Here is a 17,227-nt window from a genome sequence, read left to right as displayed (position 1 = left end):
CCTAGGGCGGGGGCGGCGCGCCCTCGACCCCGCGCCAGCCCACCGCGCCCGCGCCCACCAGGGGGCCGGCGTCGCCCAGGGCGCCGAAGCGGACCTCGGTGCCCCGGCTGAAGGCCAGGCGGGCCGAGCGGGCCACCTCGGCCCGGGCCGCGGCCAGGAACACCTCGCCGTAGCCCAGGGCGACCGAGCCGGCCACGCAGGCCAGGCGCAGGTCGAGGAGGTTGGCCACCGAGGCCACGGCTCGGCCCACCAGGAGCCCGGTGCGGGCCCGCACCTCGGGGGGCGCCTCGGCCGGGGGGCGGCCGGTGGCGGCCCGGATGGCGGTGCCCGAGGCCTCGGCCTCCAGGCAGCCCCGGGCCCCGCAGGCGCAGGTCCGGCCCTCGGGCTCGACGATGACGTGCCCGATGTGGCCGGCGTTGCCGTCGGCGCCGTCGAGGAGCCGGCCGTCGAGGACGATGCCGCCCCCCACGCCGGTCGAGACCACCATGGCCAGGTGGTGGCCGGAGCCGGCGGCCGCCCCCACCCACCCCTCGCCCAGGGCCAGGGCCTTGGCGTCGTTGTCGACCGCGGTGGGCAGGCCGGTCCGCTCGGCCAGCCGGGCGGCCAGGGGGAAGCCCCGCCAGGCCGGGATGTTCAGGGGGGAGACGGTGCCGGTGGCCGACGGTGCCCCGACCATGGGCCCGCCGCACCCGACCCCCACCGCGGCCAGGGGGCCGGCGCCGGCCGCCACCTCCTCCACCAGGGCGGTGAGGGTGGCGAAGAGGGCCTCGCCGTCGGTGCCGGGCGGGGTGGCCACCGCGGCCCGGCGGGTGAGGCGGCCCCGCCGGTCGACCAGGCCGGCGGCCAGCTTGGTCCCCCCCACGTCGACAGCCAGGACGCTCGGCTCGGTCACCGGGCCCACGGTAGGCGCGGGCCCTCCCCGCTCCCGGCGGCGGCCGCCCCAGCCTCTACCCTGACGCCGACCCCTACGAGGAGGGCACGTGGCCGACCCGACGCCGATCGACACCCCCCGTCACCCTGACGGAGCGCTCACCACCGTCGAGGTGGCCGATCGCTACCGGGCCGTGGTCGCCAACGTCGCCACCGTGATCCACGGCAAGTCCGACGCCATCGAGCTGGTGCTGCTGGCCCTCCTGGCCGGCGGCCACGTGCTGGTCGAGGACGTCCCGGGGGTGGGCAAGACCAGCATGGCCAAGGCCCTGGCCGCGTCGGTCGACGGGACCTTCGGGCGCATCCAGTTCACCCCGGACCTCCTCCCCTCCGACGTGGTGGGCGTCACCGTGTACGACCGACGGACGGCCAGCTTCGACTTCCGGCCCGGGCCGGTGTTCGCCAACATCGTCCTGGCCGACGAGATCAATCGGGCCTCACCCAAGACCCAGTCGGCCCTGCTGGAGGCCATGGCCGAGAGCCAGGTCACCGTGGCTGGCACCACCTACGGCCTGGAGCCGCCGTTCCTGGTCCTGGCCACCCAGAACCCGGCCGAGCACGAGGGGGCCTACCCGCTGCCGGACAGCCAGCTCGACCGCTTCCTGCTCCGGGTGTCGATGGGCTACCCGGCGGCCGACGCCGAGGTGGCCGTGCTGGCCAGCGACGGCGCCGTCGACGTGCTGCCCCACCTGCGGCCCGTGGTCACCGCGGCCGAGGTGGTGGCCATGGCCGCCGCCACCCGGCGGGTCCACATCGCCCCCGCCCTCCAGCACTACTTGGTGGAGCTGGCCGCGGCCAGCCGGGCCCACACCCGCCTGGACCTGGGCATGTCGCCCCGGGCCACCCTCAGCCTCCAGCGGGTGGCCCAGGCCCGGGCCGCGGCGGTGGGCCGCGACTTCGTGGTCCCCGACGACATCAAGGCCCTGGCCGTCCCCACCGTGGCCCACCGGCTGATCCTGGCCCCCGAGGCGGCCCTGGCCGGCACCTCCCGGTCCCACGTGGTCGACGACCTGCTGGACCGGGTGCCCGTCCCGACCTCGGCCCAGGCCCGGCGCGAGCGGTGATCACCCGGGCGGGCTGGGCCACCCTGGCGGGAGCGGCGGCCCTGGCCGCCGCCGGCCGGGTCCTGGGCCTGGTGGAGCTGCACGTGCTGGCCGGCTCCGGAGCCCTGGCCGTGGCCGCGGCCGCTGTCCGGACCGCGGTGGTCGACCCCGGCATCACCATCCGCCGCATGGTCCGGCCCCCGCGGGTGCACGTGGGCACGCCGGCCCGGGTGGAGCTGGAGGTGACGGCCGACGGGCCCCGGGCCACCCCGGTGCTCACCCTCGACGACCCCATCGGCGACCGCGTCGGGGCCCGCCTGCGCCTGGCCCCCCTGCCGGCCGGGACGGCCACCCGGGCCGCTTATCGGCTGCCCACCCGCCGGCGGGGCGAGGTGTCGGTCGGGCCCCTGGCCGTCGAGGTCACCGACCCCCTGGGCCTGGCCCGCCGGACCCGGCTGGCCGCCGACCGGGTCCGCCTGGTCGTCCTGCCCCACATCGACCCCGTCCCGCCGCTCCCCCGCCCCGCCGGCTCGGAGCCGCTCTCCGGGCACGAGGGCCGGCCGGGCGCCGGGCGCTCCGGCGACGAGTTCCACGCCCTCCGGGCCTACGTGGTGGGCGACGACCTGCGCCGGGTCCACTGGCCCATGAGCGCCCGCACCGACGACCTGGTGGTCCGGGTGGACGACGAGCCCCACCAGGGCCGCCTCACCGTGGTCCTCGACGTCCACCGGGACCGGTCCGGCGCCGAGTGCTTCGAGCGCATGGTCTCGGCCGCGGCCAGCATCGCCGCCGCCCACTGGCAGGCGGGGGACATGGTGCGGCTGCTGACCACCGACGGCCGCGACACCGGCTGGGTGGCCGGCCAGGCCTCGTTCGACGGGCTGCTGGAGGCCCTGGCCGTCACGGCCCACGGCCCGGCCTCGGACCTGGCCGACGTGCTGGCCCACCTGGGCGACGGCTCGGACTCGGTGGCCGCCGTGGTCGGCGACGTGCCCGGCGCGTCGGTGCCGGCCCTGCCCGGGCGGGCCCGGGGCCGGGGCCGGGGCCGCCCCGGCGCCCTGACCGTCGTCCGGTTCCCCGCCGGGGCGGCGGCGGGCGGGGCCCCGCCCGCCGGGGGGCGCCGCACGGCCGGGGTCTCGGTCATCGACGTGCCCCCCGACCGGTCGTTCGCCTCGGCCTGGGGCGAGGCCGTGGCCGGCGGGCGGCGGCGCTGGCCGGCCGGGACGGGGACCCGGTGAGGCCGGCCGGCGGCCAGGCCCGGACCCGGGGCCGGACCCTGGTCCCGGCCGAGGTCCTCCTGGCCCTGGTGACCCTGGTGGCGGTGGCCGGCTTCACCCGGCTGTTCTCCGACGACGGCGCCGTGCTGCCCCTGGCCGTGGCCGCCGTGGCCGCCCACGCCATCAGCGCCGCGACCCGCCGGCGCGGCCTCGGGGCCCTGGCCACCACCGGCCTGGCCCTGTCCGCCCTGGTCCTCCAGGTGTCGGTGGTCCTCTACCCCCACGTGTCCCTGGCCGGCCTGCCCACCGGGACCACCCTGGCCCGGGCGGGCGACGACCTGGGCCGGGCCTGGGACCTCTTCGGCGACGTCAAGGCCCCGGCCCCCTCCAGCCGCGGCTTCCTGCTGGCCGCCACCGTGGCCATCTGGGTGGCGGTCAGCCTCTCGGACTGGGCCGCCTTCCGCCTCCGGGCCACGGCCGAGGCGGTGCTGCCGGCCGGCGCCCTGTTCGTGTTCACCGCCCTCCTGGGCCGCGGGCCGGGGAGCGTGCCGGCGGCCGCCGCCCTGGCCGCCACCACCCTCGGCTTCGCCCTGGCCCAGCGCACGGCCCGGGCCGTCACCGACGACACCTGGGTGGCGGGCCGGGCCGCGGTCGGAGGAGCGGCCCTGGCCCGGGCCGGCGCCGCGGTGGCGCTGGTGGCGGCGTCGGTGGCCGGCGTGGCCGCGCCTCACCTGCCCGGGGCCCGCAGCGACGCCCTGGTCGACTGGCGCGACGGCGACCCGACCTCCACCCGCACCACCATCAGCCCCTTGGTGGACATCCGGTCGCGCCTGGTCGAGCAGAGCAACACCGTCGTCTTCCAGGTCCGGGCCGAGCGTCCGGCGTACTGGCGGCTGACCTCGCTCGACCGCTTCGACGGCGAGGTCTGGTCGCTGCGGAGCGAGGACTTCTCCAAGGCCGACGGCACCCTGCCCACCCACCCCCCCGAGGCCGCCACCGAGGACCTGGTGCAGGCCTTCACCATCCGCGACCTGGGGACGATCTGGGCCCCGGCTGCGCTGACCCCGGTGGACATGGAGTCCTCCAGCATCGACCTGCGCTGGAACGGGTCGCTGGCCACGCTGATCGTGCAGGGCGACCTGCCCGACAGCGACCGGGCCCGCTACACGGTCCGCTCCCGGGTCCCCCGCTTCACGCCGGCCGACCTGCGGGCCCCGCTGCCCGATCCCCTGCCCGACGAGCTGGCCGAGGCCACGCAGCTCCCCCCGGGCCTGGCCCCCGAGGTGGCGGCCACGGCCCGCCGGGTCACCGCCGGCGTCCCCCCCACCCCCTACGCCCTGGCCCGGGCCCTGCAGGACTGGTTCCGCTCCGAGTTCACCTACGACCTGGCCGGGGTGGGCGGCGGCCACGACGGCACCGCCATCGAGGCCTTCCTGGCCGCCGGGCGGGGCTACTGCGAGCAGTTCGCCGGCACCTTCGCGGCCATGGCCCGCAGCCTGGGCCTGCCGGCCCGGGTGGCGGTGGGCTTCACCCCCGGCCAGGCCGACCAGGCCGGCACCACGTTCACGGTGCGGGGCCGCAACGCCCACGCCTGGCCCGAGGTCTTCATCCCGGGCGCCGGCTGGGTGCCCTTCGAGCCCACGCCGGGTCGGGGCCAGCCCGGGACCGACGCCTACACCGGCGTCCGCCCGGCCCAGGACGAGGGGGACGGCCCGTCGACCACGACGACCACCGCCCCCGGGGCCACCGGCGGCCCCGGGGCGGGCTCGACCGACCCCCGGCTGGGGACCGTCCCCTCCACCGCCCGCCCCCGCCTGGAGGCCGACGCCGTCCCGCCCCCGGGGCCTCCGGAGCCCCCCGACGGGGACGACGGCTCCGGCCCGGCCGCGGTGGTGACCGAAGTCCTCGACGCCGGCCCGGCGGCGGTGACGGCCAGCACGGTGGCGGTGGTGGCCGGGGTGGTCGTGCTCGACGTGCTGGTCCTGGCCGCGCTGCGGGCCGCCCGTCGCCGGCGCCGGCGACGGGCCCCCGGCGTGCCGGCCCGGGTCCGGGCCGCGTGGGCCGACGCCGTCGACGCCGTCGACGCCACCGCCCCCATGGTGGGGCCGCGGGCGCCGGCCGAGACCGACACCGAGTACGCGCGGCGGACGGCGGCGGTGGTCGGCCCGGCCGCCCCCGACCTGGCCCGCCTGGCCGACCTGGTCACCCGGGCCACCTGGTCCCCGGCCGGCGCCGCCGGCGACCCGGCCCTGGTGACCGAGGCCCAGGGCCTGGCCCGCCAGGTCGGCGACGAGGCCCGCCGACGTCAGGGCTGGCGGGCGCGCCTGCGAGCGCTGGTCGACCCCCGGCCCGCCATGCGGGCCCGGTGAGCCGCTACTCCTCGTCGCGCCGGAGGCGCTCGCGCACCCGCTCGGTGGCGCCCTTCATGCCGTCGCCGAAGCCCCGGGCCCGCAGGGAGGCGGTCATCTGCTGCACGCCGGCCCGGCCCAGCTTCTCCAGGCTGCGGTAGAACCACAGGGCGGCGCCCAGCATGCCGACGAAGCCCAGGAAGGCGACCAGGAAGTTGTGCTCGAAGGCCAGGGCGGCCAGGAGCACGACGAGGCTGACGGCGAACACGGCGCCGGCCCACTTCATTAGGCGCAGGTGGTGGGCGTAGACGCTGTGGCGGCCCATCTCCCCGGCCAGGCCGGGGTCCTGCTCGTGGAACTGCTGCTCGATCTGCTGCAGGATCCGCTGTTCGTCTTCCGAGAGCGGCATGTCGATCCCTTCACCTTCACCGGGGAGGGGGACGGGCAGGATCCCCGGCCGGCTGGGGACGAGTCTCGCACAGGGACCGGCGGCCGACAACGCGCAGGAGGGCCCCCGTCACCCCTCCGGGACCGGCTGGTCGGGCCCCCACTGCTGGTCGCCCCGGCGCCGGACCCGGATGCCGGCCGGGCCGGCCAGGGCGGCCGGCACCACGGCGTCGGCCCCGAAGCGGGCCCGCAGGTCGTCGATGGCCGACGACGCCGCCGTCCAGTCCTCGTCCGAGGCCGGCGGGGGGTCCCCGGGCCTCGCCCCGTCGCCCTCGGGGGCCGGCGGGTCGAGGAGGCTGAGCTGCTCCCCCGCCACCGTGCCCGGCCCGCCGCCCAGGCCGCTGACCCCCACCCCCAGGAGCCGCACCCCCTCGGACACGTCCACCTTGGCCAGCAGGGCCTTGGCCGCCCGGGCCACGGCCGGCCCGGTGGCCACCGGCGCCGGGGGCGTGATGCTGCGGGTGATGGTCCGGAAGTCGCCGAAGCGCACCTTGATGGTGACGGTGCGGGCCGTCGTCCCCCGGCTCCGGAGGCGGGCCGCCACCGCGTCGGCCATGCGCACCGCCTCCCGGCGCAGCACCTCGGGGTCGTGGTGGTCGGTGGGGTAGGTCTCCTCGTGGCTGATCGACTTGAGGGCCTGGTCGGGCTCGACGGCGCGGGGGTCGATGCCGTGGGCCAGCTCCCACAGGTGCCGGCCGTGGGCCCGCCCCACCGCGGCCTCCAGCGTGGCCACCGGCAGCTCGGCCAGGTCGCCCACGGTGCGGATGCCGTAGCGGTCGAGGCGGCCCCGGGTGGCCGGCCCCACGCCCCACAGGGCCTCGACCGGCAGGGGGTGGAGGAAGCGGAGCTCGTCCCCGGGCGGCACCACGTGGACCCCGGAGCCGACCACCGGCCCGGCCCGCGACGGTCGGGGCTTGGCCTGGGTGGTGGCCAGCTTGGCCAGGAACTTCACCGACGCCCCGCCCACCGTGCAGGTCAGGCCCTCCTCCTCGTGCACCCGCCGGCGCAGGGTGGCGGCGATGGTGGGGCCGTCACCGTGGAGGCGGCGGGCGCCGGTGACGTCCAGGAAGGCCTCGTCCAGCGACAGCGGCTCGACCAGGGGGGTGAGCGACCGGAACAGGTCCATGACCCGGCGGCTGACCGACGAGTAGTGGGCGTGGTCGCCGGGCAGGAACACGGCCTCGGGGCACAGGCGGCGGGCCCGGCCGGACGGCATGGCCGAGAACACGCCGAAGGACCGGGCCTCGTACGAGGCCGCCGCCACCACGCCCCGAGGGCCTCCGCCCCCCACCACCACCGGCCGGCCGCGCAGCTCCGGGCGGCGGAGCAGCTCCACCGACACGAAGAAGGCGTCCATGTCGACGTGGAGGATCGTGCGCTCGTCGCTGCGGTCCAAGGGCAAACCGTACCCCTGGCCCGGCGGCCGGCTCAGGGCAGGCGGTGGACGGCGACGGTCCCGGCGGCCAGGGTCCCCTCGACCCGGTAGGCGTAGGACCGGGTGCCGTCCCAGGGGGCGGCCAGCCAGTCGCACACCGGCTCGCCCACCCAGCGGGGGGCGCCGGCCAGGCGGGCCCGGCACTCGGCCGGGCCCACGAAGGCGGCGGCCACCACGATGCCGTCGGGGTCCTCGACGGCCACGTCGCCCTCGTGCCCGGTGCTGCGGTGGGCCTCGACCCGGAGCCGCCACCCCATGTCGGGGGCCTCGGCCACGATCTCGTAGGTGGGGCCGGCCCAGCCCGTGACCCGCAGGCCCGTCTCCTCCTCGACCTCCCGGGTCAGGCCCCCGATCAGGGTCTCCCCCGGGTCGATGACCCCGCCGGGGGGCGACCAGTCGAGGCGGCCGTCCCGGCGCCGGTTCTGCACCAGCAGCACGCCCTCGGGCCCCGTGACCAGCCCGCCGCCCACCAGCCAGTCACGCACCGGTCGCTCCTCGCCCGTCGCCCCGGCCGGCCCGCCGCTCAGGCCACGATGGTCAGGTCGAAGCCCAGGCCGCCCTCCAGGCCGTCCCACCAGGTGCGCTCGACGCCCATGGGGTCCTCGACCACCGCCACCCGCTCGGCGCTGAACCACATGGTGGCCCGGCGCCCGGGCTCGTAGAGCGGCCAGGCCGGCATGTCGGGGGCGGCGGGGTCGGCCTCGCCCCGGGCGAAGGCGGCCCACACGTCACCCAGCCGGCGGGCCAGGGTGCGCCGGGCCTCGCTGATCTCGCCCACCAGCAGCTCGGTCCCGGGCATGTCGATGTTGTCCCACGTGAAGGGCAGGTCGAGGGCGTGGCAGGAGCCGAGCATGTCGCTGGCCTCGGCGAAGAGGTACATGCGGATCGGCGTGTCGTGGGCGGCCTGGGCCTCGGCCAGGCGGATGGCCGGGATGCGGAACACCAGGTCGGTGAGCAGGGCCAGCCACCGGTCGGGGGCGGGCAGGTGGCCCAGGCGCTCGGTGTAGGACGCCAGCAGGCTGCCCGGCTCCCGGCCCATGAGGGCCTCGAAGGCCCCGGCCCGGGCCACCAGGGCCTCGTCGTCCACGTCGGCCAGCGACGGGGTGATGAGGGGGAACAGCTTCATCTCCTCGAGGGTGGTGCCCACCAGGATCTCGATGCCGGTGGCCACGCCGTCCCGCACCGCGTCGATGGGGTCCCGGGGCACGGCCTCGGAGCCCAGCACCGGCTGCCAGGGCAGGCCGAACTGCCCGTCGTCGCTGCGCCCGATCTCGCCCTGGGCGGCCAGCACCGTGGCCACGGGCAGGGCCCGCAGGGCGTCCAGGTCGCCGAGGTCGACACCGGCCTCGGCTGCGAAGCGGCCGGCGATGCGGCCGGCCAGCGCCGGATCCTGGACGTTGTGGGTGGAGCCGCTCTGCAGGATGGCCCGGTGGAACAGGCCCTCGGTGCCCGGCGCGGCCAGCAGGGCGCCGATGCTCATGGCCCCGGCCGACTCGCCGAACACGGTGACCCGGTCGGCGTCGCCGCCGAAGGCGGCCACGTTGTCGCGGACCCAGCGCAGCGAGGCCACCTGGTCCAGGAGGCCGAAGCAGCCGCTGCCCTCCACGCCGGGCAGGTCCAGGTAGCCCAGGGCCCCCAGCCGGTAGCCGACGGCGACCACGACCACCCCCCGGCGGGCCAGGCGTGAGCCGTCGTACCAGCTCATGGAGGCGGTGCCGGTCTCGAAGCCGCCGCCGTGGAACCAGACCATGACCGGGGCCGAGGTCCCCAGGTCGGTGCTGAACACGTTGACCTGCAGGCAGTCCTCGTCGTAGGCCAGGCCGGTCTCGCCCAGGGCCGTCTCCAGGATGGAGGGGTTCTGGGGGGCGGCCCGGCCCGGGCCGGTGCAGTCGAGCGCATCGGTCCACGGCTCGGGCGGGCGGGGCGGGGCGAAGCGGCCCTCCCCCGCGGTGGAGGCGGCGTAGGGCACGCCCCGGAACACGTGGACGCCCTCCACGGTGGCCCCCGCCACCGGCCCGTGGGCGGTGGCGGCGGTCGGGGCGGCAGCGGCGACGGCCGGGGCCGTGTCGGAGGTGGTGGAGCTCATGGGGTCCCCCTCTGGACCGGTTGGTGGGCGGCGGGGCGGGCCCGCCGCAGGACGCGATCGCGCAGGCCCCACCAGCTGACGAGGCGCAGGGCCTCGCCCACGATGCCGAGCGACATCTTGGAGGTGCCGCGGATGCGGTCGCGGAACGTGATGGGCACCTCGACCACCGTCCGCCCCTGGCGGATCAGGGCGTAGGCCATCTCGATCTGGAAGCCGTAGCCGTAGGTGGTGATCGAGGCCAGGTCGAGGCCGCGGAGGGCCTCGGCGGTGTAGGCCCGGTAGCCGGCGGTGGCGTCGCGCAGGCCGATGCCCAGGCAGGCCGAGACGTAGAGGTTGCCGGCCCGGGAGATGGCCAGGCGGTGCCGGGGCCAGCCCGGCACGCTGCCGCCGGGCACGTAGCGGCTGCCGATGGCCAGGTCGGCCCCGCCGGCCACCGCGGCCAGCAGGTCGGGCAGGGCCGCGGGGTCGTGGGAGAGGTCGGCGTCCATCTCCACCAGGACGTCGAAGCCCCGTTCCAGCCCCCAGGCGAACCCGGCCCGGTAGGCGGGCCCCAGCCCGCCCTTGCCGGGGCGGCGCAGCACGTCGACCTGGCCCAGTTCGCGCCCGGCCGCCTCGGCCAGGTCCGCGGTGCCGTCGGGGCTGCTGTCGTCGACCACCAGGACGTGGGCGTCGGGCACCGCGGCGCGCACCCGGCCGAGGACGTCGGCGACGTTCTCGGCTTCGTCGTAGGTCGGGATCACGACCAGCACGGGCACGGCCGGCAACTCTAGGGCGGCGGCGACCCCCGCCCCCGCCCCGCCGTCCCGCCCGCCCCGGCCCCACCCACCCCGGTCCCGCCCGGCGCCGGGTGGGGCACCGTGGGACGGCGCCGCTACGGTCGGCCCCGATGGCGCCCCCGTCCGATCCCGCCCCCGGCGGCTCCCGGCCCCGCCCTCCGGCCGACGGCCGGGTGGAGCTGCCCTCGGCCGCCCCCTCCACCAGCGCCCGGGTGCTGGCCGTGGTGGCCATCGCCGTGGCCGGCGCCTGCGGGGGGCTCATCGGCTACGGCATCGTCGACCTCTCGGGGGGCCCCAGCGGCGCCGGGGCCGGCGCCGCGGTCGGGGGCCTGGTGGGAGCGGTGCTGGCCGCCGCCGGGGTGGCCGTGGTGGCCGTCCTGGTCCTGCGGGCCATGACCGAGTGGCGGACCATCGAGGACCGGGCCCGGTCCGAGGGCCGCCCGCCGCCCGGCCCGGGTCGCCGCCGCCCCTGATGCCCGAGGCCGTGACGCCCGAGGACGAGCCCGACGCCGTCGCCCTGCGCGACCTGGCCGTGGCCGTGGCCACCGGGGCCGCCGAGCGGATCCGGGCCCGGGCCGGCACCGCCGACCTGCGGGTCACGACCAAGAGCTCGGCCACCGACCCGGTCACCGAGGTGGACCGGGAGGTGGAGGCGCTGGTGGTGGCGGCCCTGCTGGCGGCCCGCCCCGACGACGGCGTGGTGGGCGAGGAGGGGGCCGACCGCACCGGCTCCTCCGGGGTGCGGTGGCTGGTCGACCCCATCGACGGCACCGTCAACTTCCTCTACGGCATCCCGGGCTGCAACGTGTCGGTGGCGGCCGAGCACGGGGGCCGGATCGTGGCCGGGGCCGTGGTCGACCCCCTCCACGGCGACGTGTTCGCCGCCGCCCGGGGCCACGGCGCCACCCGCAACGGCACCTCCATCACCTGCACCACGGTGGCCGAGCCGGCCCTGGCCCTGGTGGGCACCGGCTTCGGCTACGACCCCGAGCGCCGACGCCGCCAGGCCGAGGTGCTGGCCCGGGTGCTGCCCGAGGTGCGCGACATCCGCCGGGTGGGGGCCGCCGCGGTCGACCTGTGCTGGGTGGCCTGCGGCCGCCTGGACGGCTACTACGAGCGGGGTCTCCAGGCCTGGGACTGGGCCGCCGGGGGCCTGGTGGCCACCGAGGCCGGCGCCGAGGTCACCGACCTGGACGGCGGGCCGCTCGACGGGCGCCTGCCCGGGCCGTGCGTGGTGGCCGCCGGTCCCCGCCTGGCCGGCCCGTTGCGGGCCCTGGTGTCGGCGGCGGGAGCGGCGGAGGCCTGAGGCGGGGGGTGGTCGCCGCGCGCCCCCCGCATGAGGCACGATGCAGGGGTGGCGACCCGCATCCTCACGGTCGAAGACGACGAGCGCATCCGGACCGCGGTGAAGCTGGCCCTCGAGGACGAGGGCTGGAAGGTGGAGGAGGCGGCCACCGGCGAGGACGCCCTGGAGCGTTTCCGCCAGGCCCCCACCGACGTGGTGCTCATCGACATCATGCTGCCCGGCGTGGACGGCTTCGAGGTGTGCCGCCAGGTCCGCCGGGAGAGCGACGTGCCCATCATCATGGTCACCGCCCGCGACGACACCCACGACATCGTGGCCGGCCTGGAGGCCGGGGCCGACGACTACCTGACCAAGCCGTTCGCCCCCAAGGAGCTCTCGGCCCGCATCCGGGCCCTGCTGCGCCGGGTCCGGGCCACCGACTCGGGGGCCACCCACCTCCGCTTCGGCGACCTGGAGATCGTGCCCGAGGAGGGCGTGGTGCGCCGGGGCGGCGACGAGGTCCACCTGACCAAGACCGAGTTCCGCCTGCTGCTGGAGCTGGCCAACAGCCCGGGCCGGGTCCTGTCCCGGGAGGTGCTGTTGGAGCGGGTGTGGGGCCACGGCTACTTCGCCGACGGCCGCCTGGTGGACGTCCACGTGCGGCGCCTGCGCACCAAGGTCGAGGTCGACCCGGCCAACCCCCGCCACGTGGTCACCGTCCGGGGCCTGGGCTACAAGCTCCAGACCTGAGCACGCCGGTGCCCCCCCGCCGCCTCCTGCGGCTCCCCCTGCCGGCCCGCCTGGGGCTCCGGGCCCGCATCACCTTCGCCTTCGCGGCCAGCACCGCCGTCCTGGCCGCCCTGCTGGCCGGCACCACCTGGGGCCTGACCCGCGAGAACCTGATCAACCAGCGGGAGGCGGCGGCCGTCCGACAGGCCCAGATCAACGCCAACCAGATGAGCCAGCAGGTCCTGGTGGCCGAGGACGACGAGGCCATCAACCGGGCCCTGGGCGACCTGGCCAACCCGTCCAGCTCCCGGCCCCTGGTCGAGCTGCGCCGGCCGGGCAGCGGGTGGGAGCCGATCCCCCTGCAGCTGGCCTTCAGCGGCGACGCCGTCCCCCCCGCCCTGCGCGACACGGTGGTCGAGGGCGAGTCAGCCCGCATGCGGGTCGAGCTGGACGGCGAGCCGGAGCTCATCGTCGGCATCCCCATCAACGACGGCGACGCCGCCTACTACGAGGCCATCTCGTTCTCGGAGCTGGAGGACACGCTGGGCTCGCTGGCCGTGTCCCTGTTCGGGGCCTCGGTGGTCACCACCCTGGTGGGCGGGGCCCTGGGCTACTGGCTGAGCCGCCGCACGCTGCGGCCCCTGGCCAACGTGGGCCTGGCCGCCGAGGCCATCGCCGGCGGCCGCCTCGACACCCGCCTGGAGGGCACCGACGACCCGGACCTGAACGTGCTGGTGTCCTCGTTCAACCACATGGCCCACGCCCTGGAGGAGCGGATCGACCGCGACGGCCGGTTCGCCTCGGACGTCAGCCACGAGCTCCGCAGCCCGCTCATGACCCTGGCCGCCTCGGTGTCGGTGCTGGCGTCGCGCCGCGACGAGATGCCCGACGACGCCTCCCGCTCGGCCGTGGTCCTGATGGAGGCCGACGTCTCCCGCTTCCAACAGCTGGTCGACGACCTGCTGGAGATCTCCCGCTTCGACGCCGGGGTGGCCCGGCTGTCGCTGGAGGAGGTTCGCCTGCCCGAGCTGGTCGACCAGGCCGTGGCCCAGGCCCGGGCCGGCCGCTCCCCGGTGCCGGTGGAGCTGGAGCCCGAGCTGGACGACCTGGTCATCCGGGCCGACAAGCGCCGGCTGGTCCGCATCCTCGACAACCTGCTGGGCAACGCCGATGCCTACGGCGACGGGCCCACCCGGGTGGCGGTGGAGGCCGCCGGCGACACCGTGCTCCTGGCCGTGGAGGACAACGGGCCAGGGGTGCCGGTCGAGGACCGGGGCCGCATCTTCGACCGCTTCTCGCGCGGCGCCGGGGCCGGGCGGCGCAGCGCCTCGGGCGACGGGGTGGGCCTGGGCCTGGCCCTGGTGGCCGAGCACGCCCGCCTCCACGGGGGGCGGGTGTGGGTCGAGGATCGGCCCGACGGCGAGCCCGGCGCCCGCTTCGTGGTCCAGCTCCCGGTGGCCCGGGCGTGACACCCCGCCGGCGCGCCCTGGCCGTCCTGGCCGCGGCGGTTGCCGCTCTGGCCCCGGTGGCGGCCTGCGGCATCCCCACCGATGACTCGCCCCGGGTCCTGGCCGCCGACACCAGCACCACGGTGGCCGCCCCCAGCTCGGCCCCGGCCGACAGCGCCAACGCCACCGACATCTACCTGAGCTCGGGCGAGGGGTCCCGGGTGCTGGTGGCCCGGCGCCGGGGCCTCGACGACGAGCCCAACCCCGAGCGGGCCCTGGAGGCCCTGCTGGCCGGGCCCACCACCCGGGACCTGGACGAGGGCCTGACCACGTCCATCCCCACCGAGAGCGACCTGCTGGGCTGGGACCTGGACGACGGCACCCTGACCATCGACCTGAACGAGGCCTTCTACACCCGGGAGGGCGAGGCCGCGGTGAGCACCTTCGCCCAGGTGGTGCTGACGGTGACCGCCCTGCGGACCGCCGAGATCGAGCGGGTCCGGTTCCGCCGCGAGGGCGACGCCATCCAAGCCTTCACGGCCCGGGCCGCCGGCACCAAGGACGTGGTCACCCGAGCCGACTACCGGTCCCTGGACCCCGACCCGGACTGAGGGCCGCCCCGGGCGCTCAGGCGAAGAAGACCTTGCCCACGGCGTGGATGTCGGCCGGCACCGTCTTGGACGAGGCCACCGCGTCGGCCAGCGGCACCCGCACGATCCGCCCCGCCTGCAGGGCCACCATCGACCCCCAGGCCCCCTCGGCCGCAGCCTCGGCCGCCGCCACCCCGAACCGGCTGGCCAGCACCCGGTCGGCGGCGGTGGGCGACCCGCCCCGCTGCAGGTAGCCCAGCACCACCACCTTGGTCTCGAAGCCGGTGCGGGCCTCGATCTCGGGGGCCAGGGCGTGGGCGATGCCGCCCAGCCGCTGGTGGCCGAAGTCGTCGAGCCCGGGGTCGGGCAGGGTCAGGGTGCCCTCCACCGGCAGCGCCCCCTCGGCCACCACCACGATGGAGGCGAAGCGGCCCTGGTCGTGCCGGCGCCGCAGGGTGGCGCAGACCTCGTCGATGTCGAAGGGCTCCTCGGGCACCAGGATGATGGTGGCCCCCCCGGCGATGCCGGCCCAGGTGGCGATGTGTCCCACGTGGCGGCCCATCACCTCCACCAGCATGACCCGGTCGTGGGATTCGGCCGTGGTGTGGAGCCGGTCGATGGCCTCGGTGGCGGTGGCCACCGCGGTGTCGAACCCGAAGGTGACCTCGGTGGCCCCGAGGTCGTTGTCGATGGTCTTGGGCACGCCCACCACCCGCACGCCGTCGGTGCCCAGGTCGCGGGCCGCGGCCAGGCTGCCGTTGCCCCCGATGACCACCACCCCGGCCAGGTCGTGGGCGGCCACCGTGGCCCGCACCGCGGCCAGGCCCCCGTCGTGGGCGTAGGGCTGGTGCCGGCTGGTGCCCAGCACCGTGCCCCCCTTGGGCAGGAGGCCCCGGCACCGCTCGATGGTCAGCACCTCGTGGCGGTCCTCCATCAGCCCCAGGTAGCCGTCCCGGAAGCCGAGGACCTCGCCGCCGAGCCGCCGCTCGACCGTCCGGACCACGGCCCGGATCACGGCGTTGAGGCCCGGGCAGTCGCCCCCGCTGGTCAGGACGCCGAGTCGCACCGTCTCCCTCTCCTCCTCCGCAGCCGGGTCGTCCGGCGACCCTACCGGCACGTTCGGCCCCCTAGGGTCGGCGGCCATGGCTGTGGTCATCGCCCTCGACGCCGGCACCACGGGGGTGCGGGCCTTCGCCGTCGACGAGTCCGGGACGCCGGTCGGCTTCCGGTACCAGGAGATCACCCAGCACTTCCCCCGGCCCGGGTGGGTGGAGCACGACGCCAGCGAGATCTGGGCGGCGATGGTGGCCGTCACCAACCAGCTCATCGTCGACCTCCAGCAACCGGTGGCCGCCATGGGCATCACCGACCAGCGGGAGACGGTGGTGGCCTGGGACCGCCGCACCGGCCGGCCCCTGCACCGGGCCATCGTGTGGCAGGACCGGCGCACCGCGGCCCGCTGCGACGCGCTGCGCGAGCAGGGCGCCCTGGACCTGGTCCGCCCGGCCACCGGCCTGGTCCTCGACCCCTACTTCTCGGCCTCCAAGGTCGAGTGGCTGCTCACCGAGGGCGGCGTCGAGGTCACCCCCGACCTGGCCGTGGGCACCATCGACACGTGGCTGCTGTGGAACCTGACCGGGGGGGAGTGCTTCGCCACCGAGCCGTCCAACGCCAGCCGCACCATGTTGTTCGACATCCGCTCCCTGGACTGGTCCGGCGAGCTGGGCGACCTGTTCGGCGTGCCCCGCTCGGCCCTGGCCGAGGTGCGGCCCTCCTCCGGGCGCTTCGGCGTCACCGTGGGCGAGACCGGGCTGCCCGGGGGCATCCCGGTCAGCGGCGTGGCCGGCGACCAGCAGGCCGCCCTGTTCGGCCAGGCCTGCTTCACCCCGGGCCTGACCAAGAACACCTACGGCACCGGATCGTTCGTGCTCATGAACGTGGGCCCGACGTGCCCCGAGCCGGTCGAGGGCCTGCTCACCACCGTGGCCTGGACCCTCCCCGACGGCGACGGCACCCGCACCGACTACGCGTACGAGGGCGCCATCTTCTCCACCGGCTCCGCCGTGCAGTGGCTGCGCGATGGGCTTGGCATCATCTCCTCGGCTGAGGAGACCGGTCCCCTGGCCGCCTCCGTGGACAGCACCGACGGCGTCTACCTGGTGCCGGCCTTCACCGGCCTGGGCAGCCCGTGGTGGGACCCCTACGCTCGGGGCCTGCTTGTCGGCTTCACCCGGGGCACCACCCGGGCCCACCTGGCCCGGGCCGTGATCGAGGCCATGGCCCACCAGACCCGGGACGTGGTCGACACCATGTCCGCCGCCTCGGGCCACGCCGTCACCGAGCTGCGGGTCGACGGCGGGGCCTCGGCCAACGAGCTGCTCCTCCAGGTCCAGGCCGACCAGCTCGGTGTGCCCGTCACCCGGGCCGCGGTGGCCGAGACCACCGCCCTGGGCGCGGCCTACCTGGCCGGCCTGGCCGAGGGGGTGTGGGGCTCGACCGACGAGATCGCCGACCTGTGGGCCGCGGGCCTATCGGTGTCCCCCGCCGCCGACCGGGACCGGGCCGACGCCGAGCACGCCCGCTGGCTGGACGCCGTGGCCCGGTGCCGGGGCTGGGAGCAGCCGGCCTGAGCGGTCAGGGCCAGCGGGGCCGGTAGGCCGGCGGCGACCGCCGGTGGCACCAGGGCGGGCGGGCCGGCCGCCAGGTCCACCGCTCGGCGGGGCCGGCGCGGTCGCGGGCCCGGGCTGCGTGCCACTGCCCTCCGTCCATCGGCTCGCCGCTCAGGTCGGGGGGAAGGGAGGCGACCAGCGGCCCCGGCGGCCGAGGCCGGGCGGGGTCGGCTTCCTCCTCGGCGTCCGGGCCAGGCCGGATCGCAGCAGGGCGGCGGAGGGGG

The 17,227-nt window shown here is 77.2% G+C and carries 16 protein-coding genes; 9 read left to right on the top strand and 7 right to left on the bottom strand.

The window, feature by feature from the left end:
• Position 1: 1 nt before the first annotated feature.
• The gene (locus VEW93_08485) at positions 2 to 892 is read right to left on the bottom strand and encodes an ROK family protein (protein ID HYI61825.1); all 891 of its coding nucleotides are present in this window, start codon (positions 890 to 892) and stop codon (positions 2 to 4) included.
• 88 nt (positions 893 to 980) lie between these two features.
• Here VEW93_08485 and VEW93_08480 point away from each other — a divergent pair, with 88 nt between their 5' ends.
• From VEW93_08480 to VEW93_08470, 3 genes are read left to right on the top strand one after another with little or no spacing between them, the layout of a single operon-like run.
• Positions 981 to 1,994 (top strand): AAA family ATPase, encoded by a 1,014-nt coding sequence (locus tag VEW93_08480; GenBank protein HYI61824.1) that lies wholly within the window; start codon positions 981 to 983, stop codon positions 1,992 to 1,994.
• Positions 1,991 to 3,211, top strand: coding sequence for a DUF58 domain-containing protein (locus VEW93_08475; protein HYI61823.1), 1,221 nt, complete (start codon positions 1,991 to 1,993; stop codon positions 3,209 to 3,211). Before VEW93_08480 ends, VEW93_08475 begins: the two co-directional genes overlap by 4 nt.
• Positions 3,208 to 5,559 (top strand): DUF3488 and transglutaminase-like domain-containing protein, encoded by a 2,352-nt coding sequence (locus tag VEW93_08470; GenBank protein HYI61822.1) that lies wholly within the window; start codon positions 3,208 to 3,210, stop codon positions 5,557 to 5,559. The genes VEW93_08475 and VEW93_08470 overlap by 4 nt, the downstream gene beginning before the upstream one ends.
• Positions 5,560 to 5,563: 4 nt before the next feature.
• Here the strand turns inward: VEW93_08470 and VEW93_08465 are convergent, their stop codons facing one another.
• The 5 genes from VEW93_08465 to VEW93_08445 form a co-directional block, all read right to left on the bottom strand.
• Entirely contained in the window at positions 5,564 to 5,947 is a 384-nt protein-coding gene (locus VEW93_08465; protein HYI61821.1) for a DUF3040 domain-containing protein, read from the bottom strand.
• A 108-nt stretch (positions 5,948 to 6,055) separates the two neighbouring features.
• On the bottom strand, positions 6,056 to 7,381 hold the full coding sequence (locus VEW93_08460) for a DNA polymerase IV (protein ID HYI61820.1): 1,326 nt from the start codon (positions 7,379 to 7,381) through the stop codon (positions 6,056 to 6,058).
• Positions 7,382 to 7,413: 32 nt separating this feature from the next.
• Positions 7,414 to 7,905, bottom strand: a complete 492-nt coding sequence (locus VEW93_08455) for an NUDIX hydrolase (protein HYI61819.1) — start codon at positions 7,903 to 7,905, stop codon at positions 7,414 to 7,416.
• A 38-nt stretch (positions 7,906 to 7,943) separates the two neighbouring features.
• Complete coding sequence (locus VEW93_08450; GenBank protein ID HYI61818.1) at positions 7,944 to 9,506, bottom strand: carboxylesterase family protein; 1,563 nt, start codon at positions 9,504 to 9,506, stop codon at positions 7,944 to 7,946.
• A complete protein-coding gene (locus VEW93_08445; protein HYI61817.1) occupies positions 9,503 to 10,261 on the bottom strand; it encodes a polyprenol monophosphomannose synthase in 759 nt (252 codons plus the stop codon). The genes VEW93_08450 and VEW93_08445 overlap by 4 nt, the downstream gene beginning before the upstream one ends.
• A gap of 131 nt (positions 10,262 to 10,392) precedes the next feature.
• Here VEW93_08445 and VEW93_08440 point away from each other — a divergent pair, with 131 nt between their 5' ends.
• The 5 genes from VEW93_08440 to VEW93_08420 are packed head-to-tail and all read left to right on the top strand — an operon-like array spanning position 10,393 to position 14,355.
• Entirely contained in the window at positions 10,393 to 10,755 is a 363-nt protein-coding gene (locus tag VEW93_08440) for a hypothetical protein (GenBank protein ID HYI61816.1), read from the top strand.
• On the top strand, positions 10,755 to 11,588 hold the full coding sequence (locus VEW93_08435) for an inositol monophosphatase family protein (GenBank protein HYI61815.1): 834 nt from the start codon (positions 10,755 to 10,757) through the stop codon (positions 11,586 to 11,588). The genes VEW93_08440 and VEW93_08435 overlap by 1 nt, the downstream gene beginning before the upstream one ends.
• Before the next feature lie 48 nt (positions 11,589 to 11,636).
• On the top strand, positions 11,637 to 12,317 hold the full coding sequence (locus VEW93_08430; protein ID HYI61814.1) for a response regulator transcription factor: 681 nt from the start codon (positions 11,637 to 11,639) through the stop codon (positions 12,315 to 12,317).
• 8 nt (positions 12,318 to 12,325) lie between these two features.
• A complete protein-coding gene (locus VEW93_08425) occupies positions 12,326 to 13,765 on the top strand; it encodes a HAMP domain-containing sensor histidine kinase (GenBank protein ID HYI61813.1) in 1,440 nt (479 codons plus the stop codon).
• Complete coding sequence (locus VEW93_08420) at positions 13,762 to 14,355, top strand: GerMN domain-containing protein (protein HYI61812.1); 594 nt, start codon at positions 13,762 to 13,764, stop codon at positions 14,353 to 14,355. Before VEW93_08425 ends, VEW93_08420 begins: the two co-directional genes overlap by 4 nt.
• Before the next feature lie 16 nt (positions 14,356 to 14,371).
• Here the strand turns inward: VEW93_08420 and VEW93_08415 are convergent, their stop codons facing one another.
• A complete protein-coding gene (locus tag VEW93_08415) occupies positions 14,372 to 15,400 on the bottom strand; it encodes an ATP-dependent 6-phosphofructokinase (protein ID HYI61811.1) in 1,029 nt (342 codons plus the stop codon).
• 76 nt (positions 15,401 to 15,476) lie between these two features.
• Between VEW93_08415 and glpK the strand changes: the two genes are divergently transcribed.
• Positions 15,477 to 16,964: a glycerol kinase GlpK gene (glpK, locus tag VEW93_08410; GenBank protein ID HYI61810.1), complete on the top strand. Its 1,488-nt coding sequence runs from the start codon at positions 15,477 to 15,479 to the stop codon at positions 16,962 to 16,964.
• The last annotated feature ends 263 nt before the right edge of the window (positions 16,965 to 17,227 follow it).

The sequence above is a fragment of the Acidimicrobiales bacterium genome (genome assembly GCA_035630295.1).
Lineage (GTDB): Bacteria > Actinomycetota > Acidimicrobiia > Acidimicrobiales > Iamiaceae > Iamia.
Note: the sequence above shows the minus strand (reverse complement) of the source record. Positions and strands in the feature narration are given on the sequence as shown.

What these genes read in the sequence shown, in the direction of transcription:
- VEW93_08465 (HYI61821.1), bottom strand. Translation starts at nt 5,947, where the DNA reads ATGCCGCTCTCGGAAGACGAACAGCGGATCCTGCAGCAGATCGAGCAG.
- VEW93_08450 (HYI61818.1), bottom strand. Translation starts at nt 9,506, where the DNA reads ATGAGCTCCACCACCTCCGACACGGCCCCGGCCGTCGCCGCTGCCGCC.
- VEW93_08440 (HYI61816.1), top strand. Translation starts at nt 10,393, where the DNA reads ATGGCGCCCCCGTCCGATCCCGCCCCCGGCGGCTCCCGGCCCCGCCCT.
- VEW93_08435 (HYI61815.1), top strand. Translation starts at nt 10,755, where the DNA reads ATGCCCGAGGCCGTGACGCCCGAGGACGAGCCCGACGCCGTCGCCCTG.
- glpK (HYI61810.1), top strand. Translation starts at nt 15,477, where the DNA reads ATGGCTGTGGTCATCGCCCTCGACGCCGGCACCACGGGGGTGCGGGCC.